The organism is Brevibacterium salitolerans (genome assembly GCF_039531405.1).
GTDB classification, from domain to species: Bacteria; Actinomycetota; Actinomycetes; order Actinomycetales; family Brevibacteriaceae; genus Brevibacterium; species Brevibacterium salitolerans.
In genome coordinates, this window is sequence record NZ_BAAAPZ010000002.1 from 459,444 (window position 1) to 472,149 (window position 12,706).

A 12,706-nucleotide genomic window follows, 5' to 3' on the forward strand; every position below is an offset into this window, starting at 1 on the left:
GCTCAGCGCACGCCGCGCATGAGCCGCGTGAAGGGCTTGGCCACGGCGAGGACGACGGCGCCCAGGACGATCGAGGCCAGACCCAGCGTCGTCCAGTACGGCGCCTGGTTGTGGGCGTCGTAGTACGTGGAGAACACGCCGGAGAGCGCGGTGCCCACGCCGGAGGACAGGTAGAACAGGGCGATCATCTGCGAGGTGAAGGCCTTGGGTGCGAGCCGCGTGGACAGCGAGAGGCCGATGGGGGAGAGCAGCAGCTCCGCCACGACGAAGAGCGCCATGATGAGCACCACCCAGAGCAGCGGTGTGGCATTGGACTCCGCATGCGCGTAGGGGAGGAACAGCAGGTAGGCGCCGCCGATGATCGCCAGCGAGATGCCGGCCTTCACGTAGGACGAGGGCTGGCGGTCGCCGAGCTTCAGCCAGATCGCGGAGGCGACGGGGGCCAGTGCAATGACGAAGATCGGCGGGATCAGCTGGATCCAGTTGATGGGGAACTCCCACCCCAGGATGGTGCGGTTCATCTGGGTCTCCGAGTACGCCGTCATGACGTTGAAGATCTGCTGGTACAGGGACCAGAACGCCGCGGACGCGATGAAGTAGGGGATGAACGCGAGCGTGCGGGACTTCTCCACGGCGGTGGTCTGCCGGGACCGGAGGATCACGGTGAAGTAGGCGACGGCCGCGCCGGCGGAGACGCACACGGTCCAGGTGGCGAGGTTGTCGCCGTTCATGAGACCGCTCGTCCAGAGCACTGTCACGACGACGATGACGGCGAGCAGCGAGGCGGGCAGCACCCACAGCTGGCGGCGGGGGAGCGGGTTCACCGCGAAGCCTGCGGAGGAGGGCAGGTTCTTCCGGCCGGTGAGGTAGATGCCCAGCCCGATCGCCATGCCGAGCGCTGCGAGGCCGAAGGCGATGTGGAAGCCGATCGTCTTCTGCAGCAGGCCGGTGAGCAGCGGTCCCAGCAGGGCGCCGATGTTCACGCCCATGTAGAAGATGGAGAAGCCGGCCTCGCGCCTGCTGTCCTGCTCCGAGTAGAGGCTGCCGACCACGGCCGAGGCCGTCGCCTTGAGGCCGCCGGAGCCCAGGGCCACGAGCACCAGGCCCACGGCGACGCCGCTGAGGCCCGGCAGCAGCGCCAGCGCGATGTGGCCGGCCATGATGACGACTGCGGACCAGAAGAGCACGGTCTCGGAACCGAGCAGGCGGTCCGCGACCCAGGAGCCGAGCACGGTGGCGAGGAACACCGCGCCGCCGTAGGCGCCCACGATCGCGAGTGCGGTGGGCTGGGCGAGGCCGACCCCGCCCTCGCTCACGCTGAAGTACAGGTAGAGGGCGAGGATGCCCGTCATGCCGTAGTAGGAGAAGCGCTCCCACATCTCGAGCCCGAACAGCTGGGCCAACGGGAGGGGATGGCCGAAGAACCGGCGGTCCTCCGTGTAGTCCTCGGTCTGCTGGACGGCAGTCGCCATGGCTTTCCTTCTCTCGACACAGGCTCAGCGCAGGGTTCTGCGGTGAGACACAGCGAGCCAGGCTAGTCCTGCATGCTGAGATTTGGGGCACGTTCAGCCCACTGGGCAGAGAAAAGAGAGAAGGGTCACACACGTGTGCGCCGGTCCCTCAGGACCGGCGCACACGCGGGGATCAGGCCAGAGTCTGGCGCTTCGAGGAGATCACTCCCGTGTTGAATCCGGCGAGGTTGAGGCCCCCGTGGAAGCGGGCGTGCTCGATCTTGAGGCAGCGGTCCATGACCACCTCGAGGCCGCCCGCCTCCGCGATCGCCGCCGCCTCCTCGTTCCAGGAGCCCAGCTGCAGCCAGAGGGCCTTCGCGCCCACGCGCACGGCGTCCTCAGCGACCGCAGGCAGGTCCTCGTCCCTGCGGAAGGCGTCGACCACGTCCGGCACCTCCGGGAGGTCGTCGAGGGAGGCGTGGACCGGGTGGCCGAGGATCTCCTTCTCGCGCGGGTTGACGAAGTACACGCGGTACGGCGAGGAGGAGAGCAGGTAGGTGGCCACGAAGTTCGAGGCGCGGGAGGGCTTGGCGGAGGCGCCCACGATCGCGATGGACTCCGTCCTGCACAGGAGGTCCAGACGCTGGCCCGCGGTGGGGCCCACCCAGGTGCGGGGCTGCTCCGCGGAGGTGCCGGCTGATTCTGCCATCATGCGTCCTTCCCTGCCCGTGCGGGGCTGCCGTCGTGTGTGCGTGCGGTGGCGGAGGTGAGCGCCTGGTCGAAGTCCCAGAGGATGTCCGCGATGTCCTCGAGGCCCACCGAGATGCGGATGAGGTCCGCCTTCACACCGCCGGCGGCGAGCTGCTCCGCCGTGAGCTGCTGATGGGTGGTCGAGGCGGGGTGCAGCACCAGGGTGCGGGCGTCGCCCACATTGGCCAGGTGGGAGGCGAGCTGGAGTCCGCTGATGAACTCCTCGCCCACCGTCCGGCCGTCCTTCTCGCCTGCCGGTGCGAGGCCGAAGGAGAACACGGAGCCGGGGCCTGCGGGCAGGTACTTGGCGGCGCGGGCATGGTGCGGGTGGGAGGCGAGGCCGGAGTAGTTGACGTAGGCGATCCGCGCGTCCTCCTCCAGCCACTCGGACACGGCGCGCGCATTGGCGACGTGCTCCTCGAGGCGCTGCGCGAGCGTCTCGACGCCCTGCATGAGCTGCCAGGCCGCCTGGGGCTGCAGGGACGGGCCGATGTCCCGCAGCTGCTCCGAGCGGAGCCGGGTGAGGAAGCCGAACTCCCCGAAGTTGTCCCACCAGGACAGGCCGTTGTAGCTGGGCACCGGCTCCGTCATGAGGGGGAAGTTCCCGTTGCCCCAGTCGAACCGCCCGGACTCCACGACGACGCCGCCCAGCGTGGTGCCGTGGCCGCCCAGGAACTTGGTGGCGGAGTGGATGACGATGTCTGCGCCGTGCTCGATGGGCCGGCACAGGTAGGGGGTGTTGAGCGTGGCGTCGACGACGAGCGGGATCCCCACGGAGTGCGCGACGGCGGCCAGGCCCTCGAGGTCCGCGATCTCCGAGGACGGGTTGGCGATGAGCTCCGTGTAGACGGCCTTGGTCTCCGGGCGGAGGGCGGCCCGGTAGTCCTCCGGGTCCGTGCCCTCGACGAAGGTCGTCTCGATGCCGAAGCGGCGCAGGGTGACGTCCAGCTGCGTGACGGTCCCGCCGTAGAGCTGCGAGGACGCGACGATGTGGTCGCCCGCCTGGGCGAGGGCGGCGAAGACGATGAACTCCGCCGCCATGCCCGAGGCCGTCGCCACCGCGCCGATCCCGCCCTCCAGGCTCGCCACCCGCTCCTCGAACGCGGCGACGGTGGGGTTGCCGATCCGGGAGTAGATGTTGCCATACTTCTGCAGCGCGAACAGGTTGGCGGCATCGTCGGCGTCCTTGAAGACGAAGGACGTGGACTGGTAGATCGGCACGGCCCTGGCGCCGTGCACGGCGTCCGGGACGGCCCCGGCGTGGAGGGCCCTGGTGCGGAACCCGAACTCGTGGTCAGTCATCTGTGGTCTCTCCTCCGGTGTCCGCCGCGGCGGTGGCGGACGGGTGGCCCACGATCTGCGCGATCTGCGCGACCGCGTGGGCGTTCTGCAGGGATGTGATGTCACCGAGCGTAGTGTGCTCGAACAGCTGCGTGAGCAGGCGTCTCATGATCTTGCCGGACCGCGTCTTGGGCACCTCCGGCACGACGATGATGTGCCGGGGCTTGGCGATGGGGCCGATGAGGCGGGTGACGTGGGCGTGGAGCTCCGTCTCGAGCTCCCGCGGCTCCAGTGCGGCGCCCTCGTCGGTGAGGACGACGAAGGCGAGCACGCTGTGGCCCGTGAGCGGGTCCGCGGCCGGAGCGGTGCCGGCCTCCACCACGTGCGGGTGGGAGATGAGCGCGGACTCGATCTCGATGGTCGAGAGCCGGTGACCGGAGACGTTGATGACGTCGTCCACCCGTCCCAGCACCGTGATGTCCCCGTCCGCATCCCGCCTGGCGCCGTCCCCGGAGAGGAACCAGCCGCGCTCCCCGAAGGCGGACCAGTAGGAGTGCAGGTAGCGCTGGGGGTCGCCCCATACCGTACGGGCGGCAGACGGTCCGAGCGCATCGACGACGAGCAGGCCCTGCTCGCCGGGCGGCGTGGGGGAGCCGTCCGCATCCACCACGGCGGCGGAGAGCCCCGGCAGGGCGCGGGTGGCGCACCCGGGCTTGGGCGCTGGGACGGCCTCGGGACCTGAGCCGGCCTCGGGCAGCCAGCACGGATCCTGGGGGCGCGGGGACATCACGCAGGAGCCGGTCTCCGACTGCCACCAGGTGTCGATGACCGGGGCGGTGCCCGCGCCCACCTCCCGGCGCAGCCACTTCCAGGCCTCCGGGTTGACGGACTCGCCCACAGTGCCCACGAGGCGCACGGAGCTCAGGTCCCAGCGGTCCGCGGGGCGCTCACCGGGGCCGGGCTGTGAGCCGAACGCGCCCATGTGGGAGCGCACGAGGGTGGGCGCGGTGTAGTAGGTGGTCACGCCGTAGCGCTCGATGATCTCGAAGTGGCGGCCCGGGTGCGGGACCTGCGGGGTGCCCTCGTAGATCACCTGGGTGACGCCGTTGAGCAGCGGCCCGTAGATCTCGTAGGTGTGGGCGGTGACCCAGGCGAGGTCTGCCGTGCACCAGTGGACGGCCTCGGCGACGCGCCGGGGGTCGTTCACCGCGTCCTCCTCGTTCTCGACGAGGTCGAAGAGGAGCGCGTGCGTGTACGCCGTCTGCGTGAGGTAGCCGCCGGTGGTGTGGACGAGTCCCTTGGGCCGGCCCGTGGTGCCGGAGGTGTAGATGATGAAGAGCGGGTGCTCCGCGTCGAAGGGCTGGGGCGCGTGATCCGCCGAGGCCGCCTCGAGGGCCTCGTGCCACCACACGTCACGGCCCGGGGTCCAGGCGATCTCGTCGCCGGTGCGGCGCACGACGAGCACGTGCTCGATCGCGTTCTCACCCGCGACGGCCTCGTCCGCGTTGTCCTTGACTGGAACGGCCCGCCCGCGGCGGAACTGGCCGTCAGAGGTGACGAGCAGCTTGGCGCCGGTGTCCTCGACCCGGAACCGCAGGGCCTCGGCGCTGAAGCCGCCGAACACGAGGGAGTGCACGGCGCCGATCCGCGCGCACGCCAGCGTGATGACGACGGTCTCCGGGATCACGGGCAGGTAGACGACCACGCGGTCGCCCGGTCCCACGCCGAGTGCGGTGAGCGCATTCGCCGCGCGGGAGACCTGCTCCTGGAGGTCTGCATAGGTCAGCGTCCGGCGGTCGCCGGGCTCGCCTTCGAAGAGCAGGGCCGGCTTCTCGCCCCGGCCCGCCTCCACGTGCCGGTCCACGCAGTTGTACGCCGCGTTGAGCCGGCCGCCCGAGAACCACTCGATGCGGGGGACCGAGTACTCCGGCGTGCCGTCGTCCGCCGTGCCCAGCACGCGCGGACGCTCGAAGGTGTGGGCGGTGTGCCAGGGGGAGTCCCAGGCGAGGCGGGAGGCCTGGCGCTCCCAGAACGCGATGCGTGCGGCCTCAGTCTGTGCGGTGGGGGTCCGGGCGGGAGCGGAGGTCCGGGAGAGGGCAGTCATGCCTCCCATGGAACCGCGTCCGCTCCCGTGGGAGGCACGGATCTGTCACATTCCGTCTGCCAGGTGGCCGGGTTCACACGGCACTGCTGGGCTCACGTGACACTGGCGGTCTCACACGACACTGCCGGTCTCACACGATCTCGCCGGACTCCGCGTCCACGTACACATCGGTGCTGCGGTCCTGGCCCTCCGGGTAGATGCTGATCTCCCAGGCGAGCGTGCCGCCCTCCTCGTCGAGCGAGGCGTCGTCCACCGTGCCCGGGGTGTCGCCTACGGCGGCCTCGAGCGCCTCCACGAGCGTGACGGAGGCGGCTTCCGCCTCGCGCCGGTCGTCGTCGTCCGCGCGGTCCTCCTCCGTGCCGAGGACGGAGGCGCCGTCCTCGGAGACGTGGACCTCCCATTCGCGGTCGCCGTCGAATCCGCTCACGCTCCAGTGCGCCTCGCGGAGGTCGTCCGCGTCATCGCGGTCATCGTCATCATCGTCGTCGTCATCGTCCGCTTCGTCGAAGTCGAGGTCGTAGGCGGTGCCGCCCGCCTCCTGCTCTGCCGTCTCCACCGCCGCCAGCGCCGCACTGAGCTCGCCGCTGCGGGCGAGCGAGGAGGCGGGCCCGCCGGACTCGGTGCCCTCCGGCGCGGTCGTCTCCTCCGCCGGTGCGGTCGTCTCCTCCGGGGTGTCCGCGGCGGCGGTGCCGTCCTCGGAGGTGGTGGCCTCCCCTCCTGAGCCGCAGGCGCTGAGGGCGAGGGCGGCTGCTGCGGGGACGGCGAGGGACAGTGTGCGGATGCGTGTGAGCTGCTTCATGGGTTCGAGTCTAGGAGGGTCGGATGAGCTGAAGGTGAAGGATCGATGAGGACCTTCTCATGCGGCCTCACACTGTCCGCAGCGCTTCGAGGAGGATCTCGCCCACCTCCGCCACCACGGTGGTGTCCGCCTCGCGGCGGCTCACCCACGCCTCCGAACAGGCGGCGGATCCGCAGGGCAGTGTGCGGATCCGGGGGTCGCGGCGGTGCCGCTGCGCCACGCCCTGGGGCACGAGGGCGACGCCCAGGCCGTGTGCCACAAGCTCCACCGCGCTCTCCCAGGTGTTCGTCTCGTGGCGGATGTCGGGCTGGATCCCGGTCTCCCTCCACACGGAGAGCACCCGGTCGTGGTAGTACGGCGACGCCTCGCGGCGGAAGACGATGAAGGGCTCCGCCGCGGCCTCGGCGAGGCTGTCCGCCCGCAGGTGCGAGGGCAGGCAGAGGACGAAGGGCTCTCCGACGGCGGCGGTGCTGACGATGCCGTCGTCGCGGATGGGCATGTGGCCGCACGCGAGGTCGATGGCACCGGAGAGCAGGCGACTGCGCTGCTCGGCGGTGGGCAGTTCGAGGGTGCGCACCCGCAGCCCGGGCCGGGCGTCCGCGAGGCGGCCGATCGCCTGGGGAACTCCGCGGTAGCAGAACGACTGGACGGTCCCGATCACGAGGGAGCCGGTCAGGCCCGAGGCGAGGTCGCCGGCGTGCGCGGCGAACCGGGCGGAGGTCTCAAGGACGCCGTGCGCATCGCGGAGCAGCAGCGCGCCCTCACGGGTGAGAGCTGTCGTGGGGCTCCGGGAGAAGAGCTTCACGCCGCACTCGGCCTCGAGCTTGCGGATCTCCGCGCTCAGCGCCGGCTGGGAGATGCCCAGGGCATCGGCGGTCCGGGCGAAGTGCAGGTGTTCGGCGAGTGCGGCGAAGTACTCGAGCCTGCGCAGCGAGGGGCTGTGCGCGGCGGTGCTGTTTGGGGCGGTGCGGCGTGCGGCAGCGCTGTGCTGCGGCCCAGCGTCCATAGGAGAACCTGATGAGGTCATAGTGGGAGATTACTTGAAGCTATGAACTCGCGGAGCCTAGTCTCGTGCGGGACCGGCCCCACCGATCGAAGGAGATCCCATGCCCGCGCAGACGGCCACCAGCCCTCCCACGACCCCGGCGGCAGCACCGGCCTCCGCGACACAGGCCTCCGCCGTGCCGGACAGCTTCGGGATCGACCGCGTGGCGGACGACGAATCGCTGCGCAGCCTGCTGCCGCTCTACCTGGACCCGGACCTGCTGGCGCACCTGGAACCGGTGCTCGCGGATCTGGGCCCGCGCCTCGGCGGCGAGCTCGATGCGCTGGCCGGTGAGGCGGACCGGAATCCGCCCGTGCTGGAACACCGCACGCGCACCGGTCTGGACCGGCAGGAGGTGCGGGTGCATCCGGCCTACCGGAGGCTGCAGGAGACGGCGTTCGGCGAGCTCGGGATGGCGGCGGCGAGCCACCGTCCGGGAGTGCTGGGCTGGCCCGAGCCGCTGCCCCCGGTGGCCAAGTACCTCCTCTTCTATCTCTTCGCGCAGGCCGAGTTCGGCCTCGAATGCCCGGTGAGCATGACGGACGCCCTCACCCGCACGCTGCGGAAGTTCGGATCGCAGGAGCTGATCGACCGCTGGCTGCCCGGCCTCACGAGCACGGATCTCGATGCGCTCACGCAGGGTGCGATGTTCATGACGGAGCAGGATGCGGGATCGGATGTGGGGAGAGCAACGACCACCGCACGCGAGAACGCCGACGGCACCTGGTCGCTGACCGGGCAGAAGTGGTTCTGCTCGAACGTCGACGCGGAACTCGCGATGGTGCTCGCACGGCCGGAGGGTGCGGTGGCCGGGATCAGGGGGATCGGTCTGTTCCTGCTGCCCCGCCATCTGCCGGACGGTTCGGTCAACCGGATGCGGATCGTCCGTCTCAAGGACAAGCTGGGCACCCGCTCCATGCCCAGCGGCGAGATCGACCTGGACGGTGCGACGGCGCATCTGGTGGGCGACGTGGGCCAGGGCTTCAAGCAGATGGCCGACATGATCAATGCCTCGCGGCTGTCCAACGGTGTGCGCTCGGCCGGACTCATGCGCAGGGCGTTCGGGGAGGCACGCTACGTCTGCCGCAATCGCGAGGCGTTCGGCCGTCCGCTCATCGACCTCCCGCTCCAGCGGCGGCAGCTCGCCAAGCTGCGGCTGCGTGCGGAGCAGGGGCTCAGCGTCGTCATGCACACGGCGGAGGTGTTCGCCCGCGCGGACGCGGGGGATGACGAGGCAGCCTCCGTCCTGCGGATCCTCACTCCGCTCGTGAAGTTCCGCGTGTGCCGGGACGCCCGCAAGGCGACCGCGGACGCGATGGAGGTGCGCGGAGGCGTCGGCTACATCGAGGAGTTCGGGGATGCCCGGATCTTCCGCGACGCGCAGCTGGGCTCCATCTGGGAGGGGACGTCGAACATCGTCGCTCTCGACGTGGTGCGTGCCGCGCATCGCGCCGGTGCTCTCAAGCCGCTGGTGTCCCACCTTCAGGGGCTTCTCGCCGAGGCCGCTGATACGGGACTGCCGCCGCGGCTGCGCGCGCATCTGGACAGGCTGGTCCTCGACGCGCTGCACGCGCTCGAACTGCACGGCGACGGCAGCGCCGAGTGGCGGGTGCGGCAGGTCGCCTCGGCCACCTATCACGTGCTCTCGGCCGTGGTGCTGGCCTGGGAGGGTACGCGGATCGCGGAGTCCAGTGGTGACTGGACGCGGGTGGCGTACGCGACGCTCGTGCTCGAGCACAGGGTCCTGCCGCAGGATCCCTTCTCCCCGCCGGAGGACGATGCGGAGCTGCTGCGCCACCTCATCGAGGGCGAGCCGGTGGACCGGGACGCGGTGTGGGCGCATGCGGCGGCGGTGCTGCCGGAGCAGACGAGTGCGCCCACGGGCGTGCAGACAGGAGTGGAGGCATGAACGCGATGGTGGACGGGGCTGTGACCGGGCCGGGTGCGGTCGGTGAGGGCTCGGGCGCAGGCGCAGGCTCGGGCTGGGGTGCGCTCCAGGGCACTGTCGTCGTCGATCTCTCCCGCGTGCTGGGAGGCCCGTACTGCACGCAGATCCTCGCCGACCACGGCGCGACGGTCATCAAGATCGAGCCGCCGGCGGGTGACGAGACGCGGTCCTGGGGGCCGCCGAACCTGTTCGAGGACGTCTCCTGGTACTTCGCCGGAGCCAACCGCAACAAGACGAGCATGACCCTGGATCTGCGGACGGACGCGGGGCGGGAGATGCTCCTGGAGCTTCTCGCGGATGCGGACGTGCTGGTGGAGAACTTCAAGCCGGGTTCGCTCACCCGGTGGGGCCTGGATCCCGAGGAGGTGCTGGCCGCGCGGTTCCCTCGTCTGGTGCACTGTTCCATCACCGGGTTCGGCGAGGACGGTCCCCTGGGAGGGCTGCCCGGCTACGACGCGGTCGTGCAGGCGATGGCGGGCCTCATGTCAGTCAACGGGACGCCGGAGTCCGGGCCCACGCGGATCGGGATGCCGGTGGTGGACATGGTCACGGGTCTGAATGCGGCGATCGGCATCCTCATGGCGCTGCACGAACGAGCGCGCAGCGGCCGGGGGCAGAGGGTCGAATCGGCGCTGTTCGACTGCGGGCTCTCCGTCATGCATCCGCATCTGCCCAACCACTTCGGCACGGGCGCCGTGCCGGCGCCCACCGGGAATGACCACCCGAACATCGCGCCGTACTCGACCTATGCCACGGGGGACGGCGACCTCTTCATCACGGTGGGCAATGACCGGCAGTTCGCCCGGCTGTGCGAGGAGGTGGGGCGCGGCGAGCTGCCGGCGGATCCGCGCTTCTCCTCGAATCCGCAGCGGAGCATGCACAGGGATGAGCTGCGCGCAGAGCTGGAGGCGGCCTTCGCAACGCGGGGCGCCGAGGAGCTGGGCGCGGCGCTCATGGCTGCGGGCGTGCCGTGCGGGCCCATCCTCTCCGCGGATCAGGTGGTGGCTCATCCGCACACGAGGCACCGTGGAATGCTGGTCGAGATGGAGAACGGGTATCGGGGGATCGCATCGCCGGTGAAGCTGTCCCGCACTCCGGCCGAGTACCACACGCCGCCTCCCCCGCAGGGTGCGGATCCCACTTCCTCGCAGGGCGCGGATCCCACAGTCTGAGGGGGCCAGGAGGGGAGCGCCTCAGAACGGGGGCGCGTCGTCCTGTGCCCAGACCGTGGGCTGGGCGCCGGCTCCCTGCGCGCTGGTGTCCTCAGTTCCGCCCCGTTCACGACCGATGCCTGCTGCTGGGCCAGTGTGTGCTTCTGCAGAATGTGCTCCGGCAGAGTCCTCGCCTGCTCTCTCACGAAGCAGGTTCCGGAGCTGAGCCGCTGCCCGGACTTCGTGGGGGCTGGGTGGTGCGAGGGTCACGGATTCCCGGCCCAGGGGCCCGGACCAGTGGCTGATGCCAGCGGTGTTCTTCTTCACGGTGAGGATGCCTTGGGTCTTGAGCTGGTGGCAGGGCTGGCAGAGAGGCTGCAGGTTCTCCGGCACTGTGAGTCCACCCTGGGTGGGCAGGAGATGGTTGAAGGGCAGGATGTGATCGGCCTGGCAGCGCAGAGCGGCGCGTGTGCAGCCGGGTGCTGCGCACTGCTTGTGTTTGGCGTTCACTGTGCGGCGGACGTTGGCCGGGATGGTGTAGGTGTGTGCGGTCTCGTCCAGGACGGTGCCGGTGGCGGGGTCGGTGAGGATCCGGTGGAGCACGGATTGGGTGGAGACGATCTGGCGGGCGGTGTCGGCGGGGATGGGCCCGATCCCGGTGAGTTCGGCGGGGGTGTCAGCGGCGGCGTCGAGGAGGCTCAGGACGGGCACGGTGACCATGACCGCAGCCTGGTGGGAGAGCCATTCTCCCTCGGAGGGGCACTGGACACGCACGAGTGGCGGAAGCAGAGGTGTTGCGGTGCCGGGGGAGTCCGGTCCCGGGACAACGGCAGCCCCCTCTGCGCCACCCTCAGCACCTTCAGCAGCGTGGGTGTGGGCACCTGGAGGTGCAAGCGTGCTGGTTTCGGGAGTGGACGCAGCCGTCCCCTCGAGTGTGGTTGCGGCTCTCTGCGGTCCTGGTCCGGGTGGTGTGGGCGGGAGGCGCCTCCTCCTGGAATCCGCGACCACGGGTGCGTGCTCCATGGTGATCGTTCCCGCCCGTGCGCGTGTGCCTTGGAGGGGGATGTGGACAACGGCGATGGTTTCGATCGGTGGGCCGCCGGCGGGGTTGGTGAGCCGGATGCGGCGCTTCTCCGCCACGGGTGGCAGTGGACCATGTGCGAGCACCGGCGAGGACGCGGCCGGTGGTGCGGTGGGCGGGGAACCGGCTGGTGGAGAGTCCGATCGTGTGGATCCTGGTGGTGTTTCGGGCTGGTTCGCCATGGCCGAGACGCACGTGGCGCTGTTCTGCGTGTGAAGCTCAACGGGCACGTAGGTGGCGGGGGCGGCGAGTGCTGCGAGGTCGAACATGAGCTGATCCAGAGTCCGCTCATCGACGACGACGGCCTCGGGCAGGGTGGTTTCTGCGTGTGCCGCATCGAGTGCGGTCGCGTGCGTCGCTGACGGCACCTCGGTGCTGTGTGCGTGAGCGAGAGTGTCGTCGTCATCCGGTGTGCCGCTGGTGTCGATGAGTGCTTGGAGGCGTCCGGCGCGTATGGCGCGGGCGGTGGCCTGGAGGCGTTGGTAGTAGGGCTCCAGCACCGTGACCGGCCCCTCCAGAGTGAGGAACGCGCGTCCGGAGGCAGCACGCTCATAGGAGACTCGTCGTTCGCCATGGACGGTCTTCACCGGGGACACGGGTGGGGCGCAGAGTGCTGCTTGGGCACGCACATGCTGGGTGAAACTCTCCAGGGGAGCCGCGAGGAGAATGGGTCCGTGCATGCGATCCCGGCTCACATGAGCTGAGTGGGCTGGGTGAGCGTCCTGGACAGCTTCGTCCACGGCGGCCTCGTCTTGGGGAGCATCCGTCCCTGCGGTTGCTGTACCGGCGGGGTCTGCGGCGTCCGGGCAGGCGCAGGTGAGTTCCGCGACTGCCTCCTCCGGATTCCTCCCTCCACGATCCGCCTGGGTGCGGCCTGTGGTGTCGCGGTCGATCCAGCGTGCGTCGTGGAGCTGGAGGCGGGTCGTCGCGCGCAGCAGAGCACGCAGTTTCGCCATGCTCAGCCTGCCCTCAAGCACCAGGCCCAGGCAGCGGGAGAACGCGAGATAGGCATACACGGCATCGACGAGGCGGCGGTGGGCTTGGGTCTTTGTGAGGTCTGTATCCACCAGCACGGCGCGGACGACTGTGCGGGGCA

The 12,706-nt window shown here is 70.3% G+C and carries 10 protein-coding genes; 3 read left to right on the forward strand and 7 right to left on the reverse strand.

Features of this window, described 5'->3' with window-relative positions; translation table 11 throughout:
• Window positions 1-2: 2 nt before the first annotated feature.
• The 6 genes from ABD240_RS03140 to ABD240_RS03165 form a co-directional block, all read right to left on the reverse strand.
• Window positions 3-1,472: a peptide MFS transporter gene (locus tag ABD240_RS03140; protein ID WP_291797643.1), complete on the reverse strand. Its 1,470-nt coding sequence runs from the start codon at window positions 1,470-1,472 to the stop codon at window positions 3-5.
• A gap of 172 nt (window positions 1,473-1,644) precedes the next feature.
• Window positions 1,645-2,160: a CoA-binding protein gene (locus ABD240_RS03145; RefSeq protein ID WP_291797640.1), complete on the reverse strand. Its 516-nt coding sequence runs from the start codon at window positions 2,158-2,160 to the stop codon at window positions 1,645-1,647.
• The gene (locus tag ABD240_RS03150; RefSeq protein ID WP_344335052.1) at window positions 2,160-3,503 is read right to left on the reverse strand and encodes an O-acetylhomoserine aminocarboxypropyltransferase/cysteine synthase family protein; all 1,344 of its coding nucleotides are present in this window, start codon (window positions 3,501-3,503) and stop codon (window positions 2,160-2,162) included. Before ABD240_RS03150 ends, ABD240_RS03145 begins: the two co-directional genes overlap by 1 nt.
• Entirely contained in the window at window positions 3,496-5,595 is a 2,100-nt protein-coding gene (gene acs / locus ABD240_RS03155) for an acetate--CoA ligase (RefSeq protein WP_344335055.1), read from the reverse strand. Before acs ends, ABD240_RS03150 begins: the two co-directional genes overlap by 8 nt.
• Window positions 5,596-5,716: 121 nt before the next feature.
• On the reverse strand, window positions 5,717-6,385 hold the full coding sequence (locus ABD240_RS03160; protein WP_291797629.1) for a PepSY domain-containing protein: 669 nt from the start codon (window positions 6,383-6,385) through the stop codon (window positions 5,717-5,719).
• Window positions 6,386-6,452: 67 nt separating this feature from the next.
• Window positions 6,453-7,391: a LysR family transcriptional regulator gene (locus tag ABD240_RS03165; protein ID WP_344335060.1), complete on the reverse strand. Its 939-nt coding sequence runs from the start codon at window positions 7,389-7,391 to the stop codon at window positions 6,453-6,455.
• A gap of 100 nt (window positions 7,392-7,491) precedes the next feature.
• Between ABD240_RS03165 and ABD240_RS03170 the strand changes: the two genes are divergently transcribed.
• Together ABD240_RS03170 and ABD240_RS03175 are read left to right on the forward strand one after the other, a co-directional pair.
• A complete protein-coding gene (locus ABD240_RS03170; RefSeq protein ID WP_344335063.1) occupies window positions 7,492-9,339 on the forward strand; it encodes an acyl-CoA dehydrogenase family protein in 1,848 nt (615 codons plus the stop codon).
• A complete protein-coding gene (locus ABD240_RS03175) occupies window positions 9,336-10,550 on the forward strand; it encodes a CaiB/BaiF CoA transferase family protein (protein WP_344335066.1) in 1,215 nt (404 codons plus the stop codon). The genes ABD240_RS03170 and ABD240_RS03175 overlap by 4 nt, the downstream gene beginning before the upstream one ends.
• Before the next feature lie 21 nt (window positions 10,551-10,571).
• On the opposite strand, the gene ABD240_RS03180 is transcribed toward ABD240_RS03175, so the two are convergent.
• On the reverse strand, window positions 10,572-11,249 hold the full coding sequence (locus ABD240_RS03180) for an HNH endonuclease signature motif containing protein (RefSeq protein WP_344335069.1): 678 nt from the start codon (window positions 11,247-11,249) through the stop codon (window positions 10,572-10,574).
• Between the two features lie 1,074 nt (window positions 11,250-12,323).
• Here ABD240_RS03180 and ABD240_RS03185 point away from each other — a divergent pair.
• The coding region (locus ABD240_RS03185) for a hypothetical protein (protein ID WP_344335072.1) at window positions 12,324-12,706 on the forward strand (383 nt) is incomplete at its 3' end.

Bases quoted from the DNA above. Each gene is read 5' to 3' on its own strand.
- ABD240_RS03150 (WP_344335052.1), bottom strand. From the start codon at position 3,503: ATGACTGACCACGAGTTCGGGTTCCGCACCAGGGCCCTCCACGCCGGG.
- ABD240_RS03160 (WP_291797629.1), bottom strand. From the start codon at position 6,385: ATGAAGCAGCTCACACGCATCCGCACACTGTCCCTCGCCGTCCCCGCA.
- ABD240_RS03145 (WP_291797640.1), bottom strand. From the start codon at position 2,160: ATGGCAGAATCAGCCGGCACCTCCGCGGAGCAGCCCCGCACCTGGGTG.
- ABD240_RS03170 (WP_344335063.1), top strand. From the start codon at position 7,492: ATGCCCGCGCAGACGGCCACCAGCCCTCCCACGACCCCGGCGGCAGCA.
- ABD240_RS03180 (WP_344335069.1), bottom strand. From the start codon at position 11,249: ATGGTCACCGTGCCCGTCCTGAGCCTCCTCGACGCCGCCGCTGACACC.
- ABD240_RS03175 (WP_344335066.1), top strand. From the start codon at position 9,336: ATGAACGCGATGGTGGACGGGGCTGTGACCGGGCCGGGTGCGGTCGGT.
- acs (WP_344335055.1), bottom strand. From the start codon at position 5,595: ATGGGAGGCATGACTGCCCTCTCCCGGACCTCCGCTCCCGCCCGGACC.
- ABD240_RS03140 (WP_291797643.1), bottom strand. From the start codon at position 1,472: ATGGCGACTGCCGTCCAGCAGACCGAGGACTACACGGAGGACCGCCGG.
- ABD240_RS03165 (WP_344335060.1), bottom strand. From the start codon at position 7,391: ATGGACGCTGGGCCGCAGCACAGCGCTGCCGCACGCCGCACCGCCCCA.